Consider the following 18,243-nt stretch of genomic DNA (forward strand, 5'->3'; position numbering starts at 1 on the left):
TCCATCCGCCCTTATCTCAAAAACGACTCAAACTCTCCATCGCCACCGCCTTAAACCCGGCAAAATCCTCGCAGCTACAGAGCCGCGACATCGCTCGTTCACGCAGGAAAGTGACGAAGATGTCGTAAATCGCCATTGCCTCTTCGTATTCGCTTTTGCTGATGGCGAGCAGGAAGATGACGTGCGCGGTTTCGTCTCCCCACTGAACGCCGTGCGGGGCGAGCACGGTGTAGACCACCGTTTTCTGCGCTAAAAGGCCGAGGGAGTGCGGCAGCGCGATGCCGTCACCGAGCATGGTGCTGACGATAGCTTCACGTTCGATGACCGAATCCAGGAACTCCGCGCCGACAAATCCCTCTTCTTCAAGCTGTACGCACAGCTCGCGGAACAGCGTCTGCTGATCGATCGGCTTGTCGATAATGCGGAAATGGGCCGCGTCGAAGTATTTATCCAGCATCCACGGGCGGGTGCGGTCCACCAGCACCAGTTTGCCAATCTGTTCTAACTGATAGTCGGTAGGAAACGGGGCGATCGTCACCACCGGTTTCGACTTTTCGCTGACGCGGGCGGTGGAAATCACGAAGTCTTCACCAATCGTTTCCGCCAGCTCGTACTCGCGCAGGGTGAGCGTGCGCGTCACCTCAATCTGCGGGTATTTACGCTGCAGCACTGCTTCAATCATGCGGACCATCGCGTTACCGGCGTCGCATACCAGCAGCACGCGCGGCTGACGCTGGTAGCCGATGTTGTAGTGACGCTCCAGCCCGACGCCAATATGCAGCACCAGGAAACCAATCTCGTTTTCGCTGATCACATACGGCGTGTATTTGCCCCAGCTCGACACCGCGGCCAGCGTCATGTCCCACGCCATCGGGTAGTGCTGCTTGATGTTATCCAGCAGCGGATTGGGGATCATGATTTGATACCGCACGCGGGTGATCATGGTTTTAATATGCGTAAGCAGATCCGCGTGCAGCTGTGCGTCGCTAAGCAGGTTGTAGTTATAGTGGGTATTGATGTAGCGCAGGATGTAGTTGACCAGCGCTTCATCGTCATCGGCATTAATCGCGCTCGGGGCGATCTCCTGGATCTGACGTGCGGCGATGTGGACGCACAGCCAGCTCTCCTCCGACGGCGAAAGCGTTTTGCCCGCCAGCTGCTGGATGGTCACCGCGATATCCTTCGCCGCCTCGCGCACGTTCTCTTCCACGTCTTCGGCATGGAATTCCGGCAGCGGGTAACCTTCGCTGATGCGACGTACCGACACCGCGCAGTACAGGCGCAGGAAAAGCTCGCCTTCATCGGTCAGGCGAATGTGGTGACGCGTCAGGGCGTCGTGCAGCACGGGTACCATCTGCTCCGCCACGCCCGCATTTAGCGCCACGTCTGTCACCAGCGGGTTCAGGCTGTCCTGCTGCGCCAGCTCCCAGAGCAGATCGGTCAGGCACGCGCGGGTCGACATCTCGCTGCCAAACAGCTTCATCCCGTGGCGCGGACGGGTTTCCAGCGTCAGGTTGTAACGATGGAACCATTCGCGCACCTCCGCCATGTCGCTTTGCAGCGTGGCGCGGCTGACAAACCACTCGTCTGCCAGATCTTCGAGCTTGAGAGAAAATGCCGAGGTCAGAAAACGCACCACCAGATAATGCACGCGCTCCAGACCGGTCCGGGGAATGCGCAGCGCGCGCGGGTGGGATGCCTGAAGCTGCTGGTAGCGCTGGGCATCATCAATTTTGAGCTGATAGCCGTTGCCCCGGCTCAATATAAACTGCGCGCCGTGGCTTGCCAGTAGCGCGTTCAGGGCGGTGATATCGGCACGGACGGTTCGCGTGGAGACCGACAGACGCTGCGCCAGCTCGTCCTGCGGCAGCGTCTCGTTTTGCAACAGATCGAAAAGTTGCGCTAAACGTTGGTTCGGAAATCGCACGTCGTTGTCCTCTAACAGCTTAAGGTGAAATGACCATCTGAGATGGGCTGCCGACCGGGGTATAGTCCGGTTCAAAGCTAAGCTTGCCGTCCTGCGCCACGCGGAAACGGGTAATGTTGTCGCTGCGCTGGTTCATGACGTACAGCCAGCGTCCCTGCTTATCGAGCGTCAGGGTGCGCGGGTAATCACCACGCGTCCACACGTCATCCTGATGCGTCAGCGTGCCCTCCGCTGTTACGGTAAAGTGCCCGATGCTGTTATGCAAACGGTTAGCCACATACAGCTGTTTACCGTCGGCGCTTAATGCGAGCCCGGCAGCAAAGCTGGTGCCTTTGTAACCTTCCGGCAGGGCAGAAAGCGTCTTGCCCTCTTTCAGGGTGCCGTTGGCGCTCACGGTATAATGGGTGAGCGTAGACGCCTCTTCGTTAATCAGCCACAGGGCATCGCCTTTTGGCGTAAAGACAAAGTGGCGCGGCCCGGCGCCTTTCGAGGAGGCGCTGATAAACGGCGGATCGTTCGGCGTCAGCTTCCCTGTTCGATCGTCAAAACGGTACTGATAGATGCGATCCAGCCCCAGATCGGTGGAAAACACGTATTTTCCGCTCGGATCGGCGGCGATCATGTGCGCATGCGGGCCGTTATGATCGCTGATCGCGAAACTGCCCTCCGCAGCGGCTGCCGGCTTCGCCGCGCCCGGTTCGCCTTGATCCTGATGTTTATCCGTGGCTTCACCCAGGCTGCCGTCTGCGTTGACGGGTAAAACGGCAATTGAGCCGCTGACATAGTTCGCCACCAGCAGATGCTTGCCGTTCGGCGTCAGAGAGAGATACACCGGCCCGGCACCGCCGGAGGCCACCTGATTGAGCTCGCTCAGCTCACCGTTATCGCCGACGCGTAGCGCCTGCACCACGCCCTGCTCCACTTCGCTTGCCAGATACAGCGTTTTGCCGTCTTGTGAAAGGGTCAACTGCGCCGCATTCGGCAGTTTGCTCACCAGCGTTTTATCGTTAAGCGTGCCGGTTTGCGGGTTAACAGTAAAACGGTACAGCCCTTCACCGTTCGGATTATAGGTACCCACCCAGGCGTATTGCGTCTGGGCGATGGCGGTGGTAGCGAACATTGAGAGTGAAGCAACAAGCAGGGTACGGGTGTGCATGGTGGCTCCTTCAGGTGTGTGCGGTTTGTTTCCCCTCACCCTAACCCTCTCCCCAAAGGGGAGAGGGTACGATTACACCCTCTCCCCTTTGGGGAGAGGGCTGGGGTGAGGGGTATTGTTTTTGCTATTTAACCAGCTTTTTCGTCATCGCCAGCAGCGTACGCACATCTTCCGGACGCGTATCGCCGCTGGCTTTGTCGATAATTGAGCTGTAGATATGCGGGATGATTTTGCTCACGCCCGCGTCGAGGGCGATCTGCAGGATCTCCTCATAGTTTTCCAGATCGATACCTCCGGTCGGCTCCAGCCAGAAGTCGTGACGCGCGCAGGCTTCCGCCACCGCGTTGTACTCGTCACGGCACTTCAGGCCGCCCATCGGGAAGTATTTGATAGAGCTGCCGCCGAAATCTTTCAGCAGGGCAATCGCGGTTTCAACCGGTACGATGCCGTCAGGCGCGTTGCTGCTCAGCGGGCCGGTGGAGATTTTGACCATCCCGACGGTGCCGGTCGGGGAGACCAGACCGTTGACCACGGAGTCGTTCTGCCCCAGCAGCGCGCGGCTGGTGGCGACGCCGGTAAAGACCTGGTTAACGTGCTGAGGCTGCACCTGACGGGAGATCTCGCTCACCATCGCCGACTGGTTCGGATCCCCCGCGCCGAGGCCTACGGAGAGCGCGTTATCAATCAGCGCCGCGTACTCGCGCATATCGGCAACGGCGCTCGTCACGTCAGGGTAATTTTTGGAGAGCACGCCCACCAGCACGTGACCTTCCGCCGCCTCGTAAATGGCGCTGGCGTTGGCTTTCGATCCTGCCAGCACGTTCAGACAGACGCGGTCACGATAAAAGTTGGGGGTCAGTTTCATGCGTTTTTCTCCTGTCCTAATACTTCGCTAATGCGGCGGTACACGATATTCAGCTGGTCAGCATTCACGCTGCGCACGTCCGCTTCGATAATCCCTTCGTTGGCCTTGTAGCCACGGAAGTAAATGGCGTATTCGCCCTGCTTGAGCTTCGCCACCAGATCGCCCGTGCCGACGCCGGTCGTGGCTTCGTCGAACTTAATCTCGGTGCGGGCGATATCGCGACCGGCGCTGTCCCAGACCACGCGCGCGGTCACGCCGTTCAGGGTATTGAGCGCCTCGATAAACGGCGTCATTTTCGCCACCATCTCGGCGCCGCTCTCTTTGGTCGCGGTCAGGTAGTGTTCGATGGCGCAGGTCAGGCCAAGAATGCCTTCTTTACCCACTTTCATCGCACGGCCAATGCCCGCGGTCTGACGTTTCACCCACTCAACGTACTGGGTTTTGCCGATCACCAGCCCGCTGGTTGGCCCTTCGATCGCCTTCGCGCCGCTGTAGATCACCAGATCGGCACCGGATCGATAGTACGCGTGCAGATCTTCTTCTGCCGCCGCATCGACGATCAGCGGGAGATCGTGCTTGCGCGCGACAACCGCCGCCTGCTCGACGCTGAGCATGCTTTTCTGCACGCAGTGGTGAGATTTGATGTAGAGGATCGCCGCCGTGCGAGGCGTGATTGCCGCCGCCAGCTGATCGGCGGAACATTCGTTGGCGTAGCCCGCCTCCACCAGCCTGCCGCCGCCCAGGGCCACCATGGTGCCCACCGGCGCGCCAAAGTTCACGTTGTGGCCTTTCGGCAGGACGATTTCGTTGTTCTCAATCGGGGTCACGTGCAGGTTTTCCAGCAGCCAGTCGCTGTCTTTGACCAGCACGGCCGCCACGGACTGGGCAATGCCCGCCGACGCGCAGGAAACCACCGTCGCGCCTTCCACGTCCAGCAGCTTCGCGATGTATTCCCCGGTTTTGTTAACCAGATCCTTCATCTCGAAATAGTGATTCATGCCGTCCATCGCCGCCTGCACCACCTCCGGGCGCGGGGTGGAGACGCCCAGCGCCGTCATGCGGCCAGAGGTGTTGATAACCTGCTTTAAGTTGTACTTCTCATAAATCGAAGGCATGTTCCGTGCTCCCTTGTTCGGTCATGTAGCCCTTGCCCGCGCGGATCGCGGCAAGCGGCACCAGAATGTGTTCAGCCTGCAGGCTGTCGTTTTCGGCATCCGTCAGCACCGTCGGCTGACGTTTGAGGGTGAATAGCGTCAGATCGGCGTCGAGACCCGGCTGGATGCGGCCTTTACGCGTCAGGCGCAGGCCGTCGGCGGCGTTCGCGGTCACGCAGTCAATCACCTGCGGCAGCGACATGCCGATGGCGAGAAACTTCGACATCACGCTTGCCAGCGAGCCCACCGGGCCGTTGATGCGGTTGCGGCAGTAGATATCCGAGCTGATGGTGTGCGGCAAAATGCCCATCGCGATGGCGCGTTTTGCCACCTCAAAGCTAAAGCTCGCCGTACCGTGACCGACGTCCAGGCGCACGCCGCGCTTCAGGGCGGAGGAAATGGAGGCGCGCAGCTCGCCCGAGGGCGTCAGAATCCGGTTAGGCTTGCCGTTATAGCAGTGGGTGATAATGTCGCCGGAGCTCAGCAGCTCGGCAATTTCGTCGAGGTTCGGCGGGTTGTTGCCAATGTGCACCATCAGCGGCAGATCGCCGTTCTCTTTCTGAATCGCTTTCGCGCGCTCCAGCGGCGTGATGCCGTTTTCACCGACCACGCTGCTGCTCATGCGCGCCTTCAGGCCGACGATAAAATCAGGGTGGCGCTTCACCGCCTGCTTCACCGCGTCGGCGTCAATATTCGCCATATTGGCCAGTTCGTTTTGGGCGATCAGCCCCACGCGGGAGATGTTCAGCAGGGCAAAGACCTCAGTGGAGGCCCTGCGGGTGATTTCGTAGAAATCGTCCACGTCGTCGGCGCCGGTACTGCCCGCGTCCACCACGGAGGTGACGCCGGTGGCAATGCCCACGCTGTCCGGCTCGTCGTGGTAAATCGGGGAGTTCGGGTAGCAGTGAACGTGGGAGTCAATCCAGCCTGCGCTGACGAACACGTCGCCGTTCAGCTCAACCGTTTTATGCGCAGGGGCGTCAATGTCGCCCAGCGCCGCGATCTTCCCGTACTGAATGGCGATATCGGTCAGGGTATCGTCGGCAAGGCGCGCACGGCGCAGGAGTAAATCAAACATGAGGATCTCCTGATAAGGCGGGCGCCTGAGCGCCCGCGGGTATTAAAGGGCGACCGGGAACAGCCAGCCCAACAGCATTGCGCCGAGAATGGCGCCACCGGTGATCGGCTTCTGCCAGATGTAGAACACCAGCGCACCCAGCAGGGAACCGACGCCGATTGGAATGGAAGCGGTCATGGCGCTGAGGATAATCAACGGCCCGAGGAAGCGGCCGGAGGCGTTACCCGCGCCCATCATCACGTCTGCGCCGTAGGTAGAGTTGCTCTGGTTGATGGTGAACTTACGCGCCAGGATGATGACGTAGCCAATCGCCAGGCCAATCACCAGGCCGGTGATCAGCGAGGCAATAAAGTTGGTCACCGGGAACATGATGCCCGCGCCCAGCAGCAGCGCCGGAACGCCGAGGCCCACGCCGGTCTGGATCGCACCGCCGATGTCGAGAATACCCACCAGCGACCCTTCGATAATACGGGCGAACAGGAAGCTCGCGCCAAACGCCGCCACCGCGCCGTAAACGCCGGTATCAATCCCCGCCTTCAGCATCGCCACGAAGGCCACTTCGTTAAACGCGCCGATGCCGTAGAGGTAGTACATGTGCGTCCCGGCGAAGACGCCGGAGGAGAGCAGGCCAACGAAGATCGGGAACGACCAGTCGGCATACCAAAAACCTTTATTCTGTTCCATTTAGAGGCTCCTGTTATTTACCGCTGAGCGAGTTGTGGATCATGTCGAGCCAGTTCGGCACGGTCAGATGGAAGGATTCGATCATCTTCATGTCGAAGCCGCGGAAGAAGCCGCTCAGCACGAAGAGCAGGACGATCGCCGCCATCATCACTTTGGTGACGTGGTTCCAGCCGCTCTCTTCCACGCCTTTACCGATCAGGATCCCCAGCACCAGGCCCGGTACGGCGTTGCCCATGATCAGCTGCGCCGCGCCGCCAAAAATGGTGGCCCAGAAGCCCGATTTTTTACCCGCGTCGATGGCCGCCAGCCAGAAGATTACCGGCATCACGGTGTTCACCAGCAGGTTCGCCGCAGGCACCAGCACCTTCACGGCGGTGACCTGAAGGGCAGCCGGCACGGAGGAGGCGGTAAGGTTAAGGAAAGTCACGACAATCATGCCGATCAGGCCGCAGGCAATCGCCATTTTGCGCGGGTCGTGCAGCGTTTCGCCGACGTTACGGTTTTTGATCATCAGTGCAGCAGCACCCCAGTTCGGGATGATGCGGTGGTCGACGTCCTGTGTGAAGGCACCTGCGGCCACGGAAGAGGCCCAGGCGTTAAAGAAGAAACCTAACCCAAAGGAGAAGTGGGACGCCGGATCCCCTTCACAGGAGTTCAGTTCCCCCAACGTACGAAACGCGCCCATACCCTGAGTGGTAGGCGCATGAAACATGCGTGCAGCCCCGGCTCCGACACCGACGCCAACCAGGCCGCCAATGATGAGCGATTTTATTAATATAATTAAGAACATCAGTCTGCCCTTTTATGAATAATCAGCGTTGCGTGACGAAATCCACCTGGTCAAGATTGATGGCTGTCACGTTGACGGTCACATCCAGCTCCACGCTGTAGGTGCGTCTTTCCCGGCGCAGAAAGAAGAACAGAAACGCTTCTTTACGCACCGCTTCTTGCGCCTGAACGACCTGCACATCCTGTGGCTCAATACGCAGTAAGATATGCGGTGAGGCTTTCATCACCGCGGCCTGAACGTGGTTGAGCGCGTCGGCAAAGGCGCGCGCTTTGGCGTCGCCCTTCCCCTTCACTCTCACCGTGGTTGTGAACTGTTCTTTCATGCTTATGCGCCGTATTTCTTCTGCCACGCCTGTACCAGACGCTCGCCCAGCTCTTCTTTATCCATAAAGCCAAAGCCCAGCACGTTGCAGCCTTCGTTGATGGCGGTCACGCCCTCTTCCACGGAACGCATGCCGTATTTGGCCTTGTAGCCATACTTGGTCTGGGCGGTAATGGCACCCGCGCCGCCGCTGCCGCAGAAGGAGATGCCGAAGGTGGCGTTTTCCGCTTTCATCACGTCGCCGAGCTTCATGTCCGCCGCCATGCCCGGCACGACAACCGCGCGCCCACCTGCTTTTTCCACACCGGCAGCCACTTTCTGACCTTTGCCCAGGCGATCGCCAATCACGACTGTAATCTGTTCCATGTGTTGCTCCTTAAAGGTTGTCTTTCGCGACTTCAAAGTGAACGGAGAGCAGCCAGGCTTCTTCATCAGGAAGATTGCCAAACTGCGCGACCACTTCACGGGCGAGCCGCATTGAATCCGGTGAAATTTCGTCAAACAGCTCTGCTTCAACCTCCGGCAGCGGCTCGCCGGTCACGGACCGGTGCGCCATGGCGCGCACGTGGGAGGTGAGCATCTGCTCCTGTACCGCATTGGGGATGATGTTGTTCCGGGCCAGCAGGGCATAAACCTGCTGCAGCATGGTGTTCGCGAGCTGTTCTGTTTGCTCCGCCTGTTCCCCAACGTCGTTCATTACCGCTCCGTTAATCACTGGTCTTACCCCGTTAATGGCTCTGGAATAAAACTAACGTTGGGGGGGAATTGTTTGTAGCGAGTTGTTTTCCACTTCGAAGTGGAAAGGCGAGCCGCAGCAGTGATCTGTGCCACATAAATACGGTGAATCTGGATTATTAGCGGTATTTGCGTGATGAATATCACGTATTCCAGCGGCAAAACGCGCGTCGGGGAAACGAAAACGTTCAGGCGTGGTGACGCAAAAATGTGATAGCGATAGGGTTTACTTATTACCGCGTAAAAAAACGGGGGCCACTGGCCCCCGCTGGTTGTTTGTCAGATGTGCGATCGGTTAACGGTATTTCTGGTGATACGTGTTACGCGTCGTCACAAACTGCTCGGCAGCCGCCTGGGCTTCCTTCACTTTGCCTTCGTTAGCCAGCTTCAGCGCGCCGTCGATCTGGCCGACCAGCACGTCAAAACCGTGACGGTAGTCTTTCATCTCTGCGCTGTCTGCCGCTTTGCTTTCCAGCTTTGGAGGCGTCGCTTTTTGTGCGTCCAGCGCCGCTTCACGCATTTTGGTCAGCGCGTCTTTCATTTCAGCCGCATTGTCCGTCTTCTGCACCACCTTCAGGTTTTGACCGAGGATGCCCATGTCGTCTTCAAGATCGGCAGCAAACGCAGAAGATCCAAGAACCAGCGTTGAAGCTGCGACGATCGCTAACAGGTGTTTACGCATTGCTCACTTCCTTTTTTATTATTAAAACGCCTTTACGGGTATTACTGGCCGGCGATTTTCATTTCCGGCAGAAGTACAGAACCACACTGTATATTGCTACGTGTTTCAATATCGTTACCGACCGTAACGATATTGCGCCACATGTCCTTCAGGTTGCCGGCAATCGTAATCTCGCTTACCGGATACTGGATTTCGCCGTTTTCCACCCAGAAGCCCGCCGCGCCGCGAGAGTAGTCTCCGGTGATGCCGCTTACGCCCTGACCCATCAGCTCCGTTACGACCAGACCGGTGCCCATCTCTTTCAGCATCTGCTCAAAGTTCAGGCCCTGCCCGGCAATGCGCCAGTTGTGGATGCCGCCAGCGTGTCCGGTGCTTTTCAGCCCCAGCTTGCGCGCGGAGTAGTTGGTCAGCAGCCACTGGGTCAGAATACCGTCTTTGATGATATCGCGACGTTCGGTGCGCACGCCTTCGCTGTCGAACGGCGTGGAGGCCAGCCCTTTCAGCAGGTGCGGATGTTCTTCAATGGTGAGCCATTCCGGCAGTATCTGCTTGCCCAGCGAGTCGAGCAGGAAGGTCGACTTACGGTAAACGGAGCCGCCCGCGATAGCGCCCACCAGATGACCAAACAGACCGGTCGCCACTTCGTTGGCAAAAATGACCGGTGCCTTCATGGTGGAGAGCTTGCGCGGCGACAGGCGAGACAGCGTGCGTTCGGCACACTCTTTACCCACCCACTCAGGTGACTGCAAATCCCCCAGCGCGCGGCCAATGGTGTAGGCGTAGTCACGCTCCATGTCACCGTTCTCTTCGGCGATCACGCAGCTGGAGAGCGAATGACGGGTTGAGCAGTAGCCCTGCAGCATGCCGTGGCTGTTGCCGAAAACTTTGATGCCATAATGGCTGTTGAAGCTGCCGCCTTCGGTATTGGTGATGCGCTTGTCGGCCTGCAGGGAAGCCTGCTCGGCGCGTGCGGCCAGCTCGATCGCTTCGTCCGGGCTCACTTCCGCCGGGTGGAAAAGATCGAGATCCGGCGCATCAAACGCCAGCAGGTCTTTATCCGCCACGCCTGCGTAAGGATCCGGAGAGGTATAACGGGCGATATCCAGCGCCGCCTGCACCGTACGGGCAATGGCATCCGGGCTGAGATCGGTGGATGAAGCGCTGCCTTTGCGATTCTGGTGATACACCGTGATCCCAAGCGCGCCATCGCTGTTGAATTCGACATTCTCCACTTCGCCATAGCGGGTACTCACGCTGATGCCGGTGGTTTTGCTGACCGCCACTTCGGCGCCATCTGATTTTTCTGAAGCAAGCATCAGCGCGGTGGAGACGGCTTCTTCAAGAATCTTACGCTGCGCTTCAACTTGTGAGGTTACTTTCATCGCAAATGCCATACTGTAAGAGAGAGTTATCTGAAGTCTAACAGAGAACCGTTTTTCAGTGCGCGTCTTAACTGGTAACATTAGCCTCTTTTTTTAAGGAGCCTGACATGACTAAGCAGCCCGAAGACTGGCTCGACGACGTTCCCGGTGATGACATCGAAGACGAAGATGATGAGATCATCTGGGTCAGTAAAAGTGAAATTAAACGTGACGCCGAAGAGTTAAAACAGCTTGGCGCGGAAATGGTAGAACTGGGTAAAAACGCGCTGGACAAGATCCCGCTCGACCAGGATCTGCGTGATGCCATTGAACTGGCACAGAAAATCAAAAAAGAAGGCCGTCGTCGCCAGCTTCAGCTTATCGGGAAAATGCTGCGTCAGCGCGATGTCGATCCGATCCGCCAGGCGCTGGACAAGCTGAAAAACCGCCACAACCAGCAGGTTGCGTTTTTCCATAAGCTTGAGCAGATCCGCGATCGCCTGATTGAACAGGGTGATGATGCCGTACCGGAAGTGCTGAACCTGTGGCCGGATGCCGACCGCCAGCAGCTGCGTTCCTTGATCCGCAACGCGAAGAAAGAGAAAGAAGGGAATAAGCCGCCGAAGTCTGCGCGCTTGATTTTCCAGTATCTGCGCGAGCTGTCTGAGAACGACGAGTAATCTGTTCCCCTCACCCCGAAGGGGCGAGGGAAAAAGAACGTAGGCCCGGTAAGCGCTAGCGCCACCGGGCTTTTTTTTACGCGTCGGCGGCCGCTTCCGCTTTCTTCGCCAGACCGTCAAGCAGCTTCTGATGGATCCCACCGAACCCGCCGTTGCTCATCACCAGAATGTGGTCGCCAGGCTGAGCCGCTTTCACCACCATATCCGCGAGCGCATCCACATCAGCACTCCAGTGTGCTGGCTGAATGCAGGCATCGGCCACTTCCGCCACCTGCCACGGAATATGCTGCGGCTGCAGCAGGAAGACCTCATCGGCGCGTCCTAATGACGGCGCGAGATCGTCTTTGCAGATGCCCATCTTCATGGTGTTCGAGCGCGGTTCCAGCACCGCCAGTATGCGCGCGGTACCGCCGACTTTGCCACGCAGGGCGGCAAGCGTCGCCAGAATGGCCGTTGGGTGGTGCGCGAAATCGTCATACACGGTAACGCCGTGGGCTTCACCGCGCAGTTCCAGACGGCGACGGGCATTGATAAACGAGCCCAGCGCATTGGCCGCATCCGCAGGCAGAACGCCCACGTGACGCGCCGCAGCAATAGCCATCAGGCCGTTGTGCATGTTGTGCTCGCCCACCAGGCCCCACTTCACCTCACCCACTTTTTCACCGTCGAGCAGCACTTCCCACTCGGAGGCATCGGCGTTGAGTTTCTTCGCCTGCCAGTGCCCCTGCTCGCCTACCAGCTCCTGCTCGCTCCAGCAGCCCATCGCCATCGTCTGTTTCAGGTTGATGTCGTTTTCCGGCAGGATGATACGGCCCTGGCCCGGAACAATGCGCACCAGGTGGTGGAACTGTTTCTGGATCGCTTTCAGGTCGTCAAAGATATCCGCGTGGTCGAACTCAAGGTTGTTGAGAATCAGCGTGCGCGGGCAGTAATGCACGAACTTAGAACGCTTGTCGAAGAACGCACAGTCGTATTCGTCGGCTTCGATCACAAAGAACGGGCTGTCACCGAGACGCGCAGAGACGTCGAAGTTGCCCGGAACGCCGCCAATCACGAAGCCCGGCTTATAGCCGCAGGCTTCGAGGATCCAGGTTGCCATTCCGGCGGTGGTGGTTTTGCCATGGGTGCCGGCAACGGCAACCACCCAGCGGTCGCGCAGGACGAAATCATGCAGCCACTGCGGGCCGGACATGAACGGAATATTGCGTTCCAGTACCGCCTCGACGCACGGATTGCCGCGGGTCATGGCGTTACCAATGATCACCAGGTCCGGTTCGGGATCCAGCTGGCTGGCATCGTAGCCCTGAATTAATGCGATGCCCTGTTTCTCCAGAAGTGTGCTCATTGGCGGATACACATTGGCGTCCGAACCTGTCACTTCATGGCCCAGCGAGCGCGCCAGCATTGCCAGTCCGCCCATGAAAGTGCCACAAATCCCCAATATATGAATGCGCATACGTCACTATCCTTCTTCAATGTGGCGCACATTTTACTCACATGTCAGCGGGTGTGAAACGCATTTCAGGAAAATCCGTATCCTGCTGGCGCGATTCACCTCTGCGCTACTATTTGAATATTTGTTAAGATTGTTGGGCTTTAGTCGTTTTAGTGAACATACAATCGCTCTACTCACAAAGATGCAGGGAAAGTGTTATGAAAACGTTAGGTGAATTTATTGTCGAAAAGCAGCACGAGTTCTCTCATGCTACCGGTGAACTCACTGCTTTGCTGTCGGCAATAAAGCTGGGCGCTAAGATCATCCACCGTGATATCAACAAGGCCGGTCTGGTCGATATCCTGGGTGCCAGCGGTGCCGAGAACGTTCAGGGCGAGGTTCAACAGAAGCTCGATCTGTTCGCAAATGAAAAATTGAAAGCTGCACTGCGCGCGCGCGACATCGTTGCGGGTATCGCCTCTGAAGAAGAAGATGAAATTGTTGTTTTCGAAGGGTGTGAACACGCTAAATACGTTGTTCTGATGGATCCGCTCGACGGCTCCTCCAACATCGACGTTAACGTTTCTGTCGGTACCATTTTCTCCATCTACCGCCGCGTCACGCCCGTTGGCACGCCGGTAACCGAAGAAGATTTCCTGCAGCCGGGCATTAACCAGGTTGCTGCCGGTTACGTCGTTTATGGCTCCTCCACCATGCTGGTGTATACCACCGGATGCGGGGTTCACGCCTTTACGTACGATCCTTCACTGGGCGTTTTCTGTCTGAGCCAGGAACGCATGCGCTTCCCTGAGAAGGGCAATACCTACTCCATCAACGAAGGCAACTACATCCGATTCCCGAACGGCGTGAAGAAGTACATTAAATTCTGCCAGGAAGAAGATAAAGCGACCCAGCGCCCGTACACGTCCCGCTATATTGGCTCTCTGGTGGCGGATTTCCACCGTAACCTGCTGAAAGGCGGTATCTACCTCTACCCAAGCACCGCCAGCCACCCGGACGGAAAACTGCGTCTGCTGTACGAGTGCAACCCGATGGCGTTCCTGGCCGAACAGGCGGGCGGCAAGGCGAGCGACGGTAAAGAGCGTATTCTGGACATCGTGCCGGAAAGCCTTCACCAGCGTCGTTCATTCTTCGTCGGCAACAACCACATGGTTGAAGACGTTGAACGTTTTATCCGTGAGTATCCGGACGCGTAATACCTCTCTACAGGGGGGCCGTTCTCGCTCCCCTGGTCATTTATATATTTTACCGTATAAGTGTTTATAAAAAACATGCTTTAATATTCACCACTGCTCCTGCATTATTTCCATAACAGTTTGACAGATATTTCGTGGAGCAGAATCGCAATGAAAAATTATTCCCGTGCTAATACCGGCATTGATTTAAATCTTATCCCTGTATTTATTGAAATCGTCCGCTGCGGCAGCATGGCAAAAGCCTCTTTGCGTCTTGATATGTCACGTCCGGCGGTGAGTCTGGCCTTAAAGCGTTTTAACCAACTGTTTGATGAGCCGTTATTTTTCCGTAAAGGTTTATATCTTGAACCGACGGAAAAAGCGTTAGCCTTAACCAGCTCACTGGAAATATTAATGGGTGAAATTCACGATAATATTGCGGAAGTTAATTCCGGGAAAAATAATACCCCGGCACAGAACGTACCGGGGCTGGGTAATATTATGCAGCGGTCTGAGTCGTCACTTTGAATGATGACATGGCTTCCATCAGCTGACGCGACTGCTCCTCAAGGGAGCGGGTCGCGGCGGAGGATTGCTGCACCAGTGCCGCATTCTGCTGGGCGGTTTCGTCCATTTGATTCACCGCAATATTCACCTGCTCAATGCCGCGGCTCTGCTCCTGAGACGCGGTCGCAATCTCTCGCATCAGTTTGGTCATGCGCAGCACTTCTGTTGCGATCTCATCCATCGTTTCGCCAGCCTGCTGGGCCAGCTCGCTGCCCTCGTTAACGTGGGTTTGCGAATCACTGATAAGCGAGCGGATCTCTTTCGCCGCGTCGGCGCTGCGGCTAGCAAGGTTTCGCACCTCGCCCGCAACGACGGCAAACCCGCGCCCCTGCTCGCCCGCGCGCGCCGCTTCCACGGAGGCGTTTAGTGCCAGAATATTGGTCTGGAAGGCAATGCCGTCGATCACGCTCAGGATGTCGGCGATGCGCGCCGAGCTGCCGGAGATATCGCGCATTTTTTCAATCACGTAGCAAACCATTTCGCTGCCGTGATCGGCCGTGTCGGACACCGACTTCGCCAGCTGGTGCGCCTGCTCGGCGTTATCGGCATTGAGCTTCACCGTCGCGGTGATCTGTTCCATGCTGGCCGCCGTCTGCTCAAGCGACGTGGCGGTGGATTCCGTACGCTCGGCAAGATCGCGGTTTCCCAGCGTCAGCTCGCGGCTGCCGGTGTCAATCTGCGCGCTGGCATCGCGTACCCGCACAACCGAGTTCATCAGCGACTGTCGCATCTCCTCTATCACCGCGTTAAGTCGATTAAACTCCTGGCTCGCGGGGGCATTAGGCGTGTGGGTTAAATCCCCGGCCGCCACGTTCTCCAGTTGAGCAATGGAGGCCGAGAGCGGCTTGAGCAGCATATGGCGCAGCACCAGCCAGGCGAGTACGATAATGCCCGCCGTCAGCAGCGCGGCGACGATAATCAGGATCAGGACGCGGGTTTTGCTCGCCTGCACGGCGCTCACTTCCGCCTGACCACGCGCTTCGCTCCATTTCTGAAACGCCTGCATATCGTTATCAAACTGTTTCGCCACCGGGATCAGCGTCTTCTCCAGCAGATCGTAATACCCGTCGGCGCTCTGGTCATTGAGGGTTTTCAGCATCGGGTTGATCCCCTGCTGGTTATACGTCGCCAGGCTGGCTGACACTTTGTCGAGCAGCTGTTGCCCCTGCTCGTCAGCCACGCCGCCGTCGATCACGCCTTTCAGCGTTTTCTGAGCCAGGGCAACTTCCTGATTGATGTTTTTTACCGCCCTGGCCGCATCGTCCAGCATGCCGATTTCCATCATGCGGACCGCCTGGCCCGCCTCATTGCGCGCGCGCAGGATCAGCGTATAGCCTGAATTAAGCTGCACCATCTGCTCACCCTGAAGGTGATTAATGCGCTGCAGCGAAGAAGAACTCTGTGTGAGGGCATAAATGCCAATGCCGCTGACAATCAGCAGCAGAAGGGTCATAACGGCCAGTAAAGAGAGCAAGCCGGTACGAATCGATAGCGTTTTAAGCATGATATTATTTCCGGTAGCGAGATATTTCTGGGCATAAAAAAAGAGTATCGGCCGCTACCGGAAAATGTTTAGACTTTAAGCAAATTCAGCGTGTTATCGCTCTGTTACCGATGTGTTTACGCGGGTAACAGGCGAGTTTTGACGGTTCTCCCACAGCACCGTCAGACCACGCTGCAGGGCAATAAAAATAAACAGCAGAATGCCGATGGCGATCTTTGTCCACCACGAGCTGAGCGTACCGTCAAAGTTGATATAGGTTTGTATCAGCCCCTGTATCGCCACGCCGAACAGCGTCCCCAGCACCGTACCCACCCCGCCGCTGAGCAGCGTGCCGCCGATAACCACAGAAGCAATCGCATCCAGCTCTACGCCCACGCCTGCAAGGGCATAGCCCGCCTGGGTATACACCGAGAAGACGATACCCGCCAGCGTCGCCAGGCCTGTCGAGAGCATATAGATGCGGATGGTGGTGCTGCGGGTGGAGATCCCCATCAGGTTTGCCGACGTGGCGTTACCGCCGATGGCGTAAACCTGATTACCAAACCGGGTACGATGGGCGAGAAAGATGCCAATCACCACCACCCCCAGCATCAGCAGCCCCATCGCGCTCAGACGACCGCCGCCGGGAATTTTCCACGCCAGGCTGGAGAGCGTGTCGTACACCGGATGGTTAATCGGGATCGACTCTTCCGACACCAGATAGCTCACCCCACGGAGGAAGAACATTCCCGCGAGGGTAATGATAAACGCCGGAATTTTTAACGCGTCGATCAGCAGCCCCATAAAGGCGCCAAACGCACAGCCCATCACCAGCACCAGCGGAAACGCCACCAGCGGAGAGATCCCCCAGAAGCCGATCGCCTTCGCGAGGAACACGCCCGTAAACGCGATCACCGAGCCGACGGAGAGATCGATCCCGCCGGAGAGGATCACAAAGGTCATTCCGACGGCGATAATGCCTAAAAAAGCGTTATCGGTCAGTATATTGCAGATCACTCGCGTGGAGGCGAAACCGGGAAACTGGGTGAGGCAGTAGAGATACCCCAGCACAAACACGCCCAGCGTGATCATCAACGGCAAATTACGTTTTATCATGGCCACGGATCCCCTTAATGATGCTGACAAAGCGCGGCGACTGGACGATCAGCACGCAGAGCACGACCACCGCTTTCACCACCTGATTGAGTTCCGGCTGGAATCCCGAAAGCAGGATCCCGGTGTTCATGCCCTGAATGATCAGCGCGCCTATCACCGAGAGCAGCAGGTTAAAGCGCCCGCCCATTAGCGATCCACCGCCGATGACCACCGCCAGGATGGCGTCCAGCTCCAGCCAGAGTCCCGCGTTGTTGGCGTCGGCTCCGCGAATATCCGCCGCAACGATGACCCCGGCAATGGCGGCGCAAACGCCGCTCAGCACGTAGGTCAGCATCACCATCAGCCGGGTGTTGACGCCAGCGTTACGCGCGGCGCGGATGTTGATCCCGACGGCCTCAATGAACATGCCCAGCGCCGTTTTGCGGGTAAAGAGCCAGAACACCACTAACGTCACCAGGGCAATAATCACCGGCGTTGGGAAGAACAGAAGGTTGCCGCTACCGAGCCACGCCAGGCTCGGTGAGTTGAAGGTAACAATCTGGCCGGAGGTAATCAGCTGCGCGACGCCGCGCCCGGCCACCATTAAGATAAGGGTGGCGACAAAGGGCTGGATTTTCAGCACCGCCACCAGAATGCCGTTCCATAATCCGGCCAGCACGCCGGTGCCTAAGGCCGCCAGCAGTACCACCGGCAGGCTATGCCCGGCCACGGTCATGGAGGCGGCCGTGGCCCCGGCGATAGCCATCACCGCGCCGACGGAGAGGTCAATCCCGCCGGTGGCAATCACCAGCGTCATCCCGATGGCCAGCAGCGCTACGGGCGCGGCGCGGTTTAAAATATCAATCGGGCTGCCAAACAGGCGGCCATCCTGCACGATAATCTGGAAGAAATGCGGCGCGACCAGGCTATCCACCAGCAGTACCACCAGCAGCGCCGCGATTTGCGGCGTGCCGGTTGGCCAGCTGAAGCGGCGCTTTGACTCACCGGTTTGCGAAAGCGAACGGGGCATCACG

General features: G+C 57.8%; 19 protein-coding genes. 3 read left to right on the forward strand and 16 right to left on the reverse strand.

Going from position 1 to position 18,243, the window contains the following annotated elements; genetic code table 11:
• Positions 1–16: 16 nt before the first annotated feature.
• From RVY89_RS16540 to pmbA, 12 genes are all read right to left on the reverse strand, one after another.
• The gene (locus RVY89_RS16540; protein WP_484825911.1) at positions 17–1,927 is read right to left on the reverse strand and encodes a BglG family transcription antiterminator; all 1,911 of its coding nucleotides are present in this window, start codon (positions 1,925–1,927) and stop codon (positions 17–19) included.
• Positions 1,928–1,946: 19 nt separating this feature from the next.
• Complete coding sequence (locus RVY89_RS16545) at positions 1,947–3,083, reverse strand: lactonase family protein (protein WP_484825912.1); 1,137 nt, start codon at positions 3,081–3,083, stop codon at positions 1,947–1,949.
• A 124-nt stretch (positions 3,084–3,207) separates the two neighbouring features.
• Positions 3,208–3,948, reverse strand: a complete 741-nt coding sequence (dagF, locus tag RVY89_RS16550; RefSeq protein WP_484825913.1) for a 2-dehydro-3-deoxy-phosphogluconate aldolase — start codon at positions 3,946–3,948, stop codon at positions 3,208–3,210.
• Positions 3,945–5,063 (reverse strand): DgaE family pyridoxal phosphate-dependent ammonia lyase, encoded by a 1,119-nt coding sequence (locus RVY89_RS16555; protein ID WP_484825914.1) that lies wholly within the window; start codon positions 5,061–5,063, stop codon positions 3,945–3,947. Before RVY89_RS16555 ends, dagF begins: the two co-directional genes overlap by 4 nt.
• Positions 5,047–6,180: an amidohydrolase/deacetylase family metallohydrolase gene (locus RVY89_RS16560; protein ID WP_484825915.1), complete on the reverse strand. Its 1,134-nt coding sequence runs from the start codon at positions 6,178–6,180 to the stop codon at positions 5,047–5,049. The genes RVY89_RS16555 and RVY89_RS16560 overlap by 17 nt, the downstream gene beginning before the upstream one ends.
• A 42-nt stretch (positions 6,181–6,222) precedes the next feature.
• Positions 6,223–6,864 (reverse strand): DUF4310 family protein, encoded by a 642-nt coding sequence (locus RVY89_RS16565; RefSeq protein WP_024907276.1) that lies wholly within the window; start codon positions 6,862–6,864, stop codon positions 6,223–6,225.
• A 13-nt stretch (positions 6,865–6,877) separates the two neighbouring features.
• Positions 6,878–7,654 (reverse strand): DUF4311 domain-containing protein, encoded by a 777-nt coding sequence (locus tag RVY89_RS16570; protein WP_024907277.1) that lies wholly within the window; start codon positions 7,652–7,654, stop codon positions 6,878–6,880.
• A 22-nt stretch (positions 7,655–7,676) separates the two neighbouring features.
• The gene (locus RVY89_RS16575; protein ID WP_006810338.1) at positions 7,677–7,976 is read right to left on the reverse strand and encodes a DUF4312 family protein; all 300 of its coding nucleotides are present in this window, start codon (positions 7,974–7,976) and stop codon (positions 7,677–7,679) included.
• A 2-nt stretch (positions 7,977–7,978) separates the two neighbouring features.
• Entirely contained in the window at positions 7,979–8,341 is a 363-nt protein-coding gene (locus RVY89_RS16580; protein ID WP_023293430.1) for an SFCGS family glycine-rich protein, read from the reverse strand.
• A 10-nt stretch (positions 8,342–8,351) separates the two neighbouring features.
• On the reverse strand, positions 8,352–8,690 hold the full coding sequence (locus RVY89_RS16585; protein ID WP_025911967.1) for a glycine dehydrogenase: 339 nt from the start codon (positions 8,688–8,690) through the stop codon (positions 8,352–8,354).
• Positions 8,691–9,005: 315 nt separating this feature from the next.
• Entirely contained in the window at positions 9,006–9,392 is a 387-nt protein-coding gene (gene cybC / locus RVY89_RS16590; protein WP_023334302.1) for a cytochrome b562, read from the reverse strand.
• Between the two features lie 41 nt (positions 9,393–9,433).
• Positions 9,434–10,786 carry a metalloprotease PmbA gene (pmbA, locus tag RVY89_RS16595; RefSeq protein WP_045402321.1) on the reverse strand — a complete coding sequence of 451 codons (1,353 nt, stop codon included), beginning with the start codon at positions 10,784–10,786 and terminating at the stop codon, positions 9,434–9,436.
• A gap of 95 nt (positions 10,787–10,881) precedes the next feature.
• Between pmbA and yjgA the strand changes: the two genes are divergently transcribed.
• Entirely contained in the window at positions 10,882–11,433 is a 552-nt protein-coding gene (gene yjgA / locus RVY89_RS16600) for a ribosome biogenesis factor YjgA (protein WP_042713463.1), read from the forward strand.
• A gap of 76 nt (positions 11,434–11,509) precedes the next feature.
• Here the strand turns inward: yjgA and mpl are convergent, their stop codons facing one another.
• Positions 11,510–12,889, reverse strand: coding sequence for a UDP-N-acetylmuramate:L-alanyl-gamma-D-glutamyl-meso-diaminopimelate ligase (mpl, locus tag RVY89_RS16605; protein WP_371899585.1), 1,380 nt, complete (start codon positions 12,887–12,889; stop codon positions 11,510–11,512).
• A gap of 197 nt (positions 12,890–13,086) precedes the next feature.
• On the opposite strand from mpl, the gene fbp reads away from it, so the two are divergent.
• Complete coding sequence (fbp, locus tag RVY89_RS16610) at positions 13,087–14,085, forward strand: class 1 fructose-bisphosphatase (RefSeq protein WP_023310178.1); 999 nt, start codon at positions 13,087–13,089, stop codon at positions 14,083–14,085.
• A 150-nt stretch (positions 14,086–14,235) separates the two neighbouring features.
• Entirely contained in the window at positions 14,236–14,592 is a 357-nt protein-coding gene (locus RVY89_RS16615; RefSeq protein ID WP_484825916.1) for a helix-turn-helix domain-containing protein, read from the forward strand.
• On the opposite strand, the gene RVY89_RS16620 is transcribed toward RVY89_RS16615, so the two are convergent.
• The 3 genes from RVY89_RS16620 to ytfT form a co-directional block, all read right to left on the reverse strand.
• Complete coding sequence (locus RVY89_RS16620; RefSeq protein WP_371899587.1) at positions 14,564–16,135, reverse strand: methyl-accepting chemotaxis protein; 1,572 nt, start codon at positions 16,133–16,135, stop codon at positions 14,564–14,566. The genes RVY89_RS16615 and RVY89_RS16620 overlap by 29 nt on opposite strands.
• A gap of 93 nt (positions 16,136–16,228) precedes the next feature.
• Positions 16,229–17,230 carry a galactofuranose ABC transporter, permease protein YjfF gene (gene yjfF, locus RVY89_RS16625; RefSeq protein WP_484825917.1) on the reverse strand — a complete coding sequence of 334 codons (1,002 nt, stop codon included), beginning with the start codon at positions 17,228–17,230 and terminating at the stop codon, positions 16,229–16,231.
• Positions 17,217–18,242: a galactofuranose ABC transporter, ATP-binding protein YtfT gene (gene ytfT, locus RVY89_RS16630; RefSeq protein ID WP_484825918.1), complete on the reverse strand. Its 1,026-nt coding sequence runs from the start codon at positions 18,240–18,242 to the stop codon at positions 17,217–17,219. The genes yjfF and ytfT overlap by 14 nt, the downstream gene beginning before the upstream one ends.
• Between the last annotated feature and the right edge of the window lies 1 nt (position 18,243).

The organism is Enterobacter sp. 3U4, from assembly GCF_057224565.1.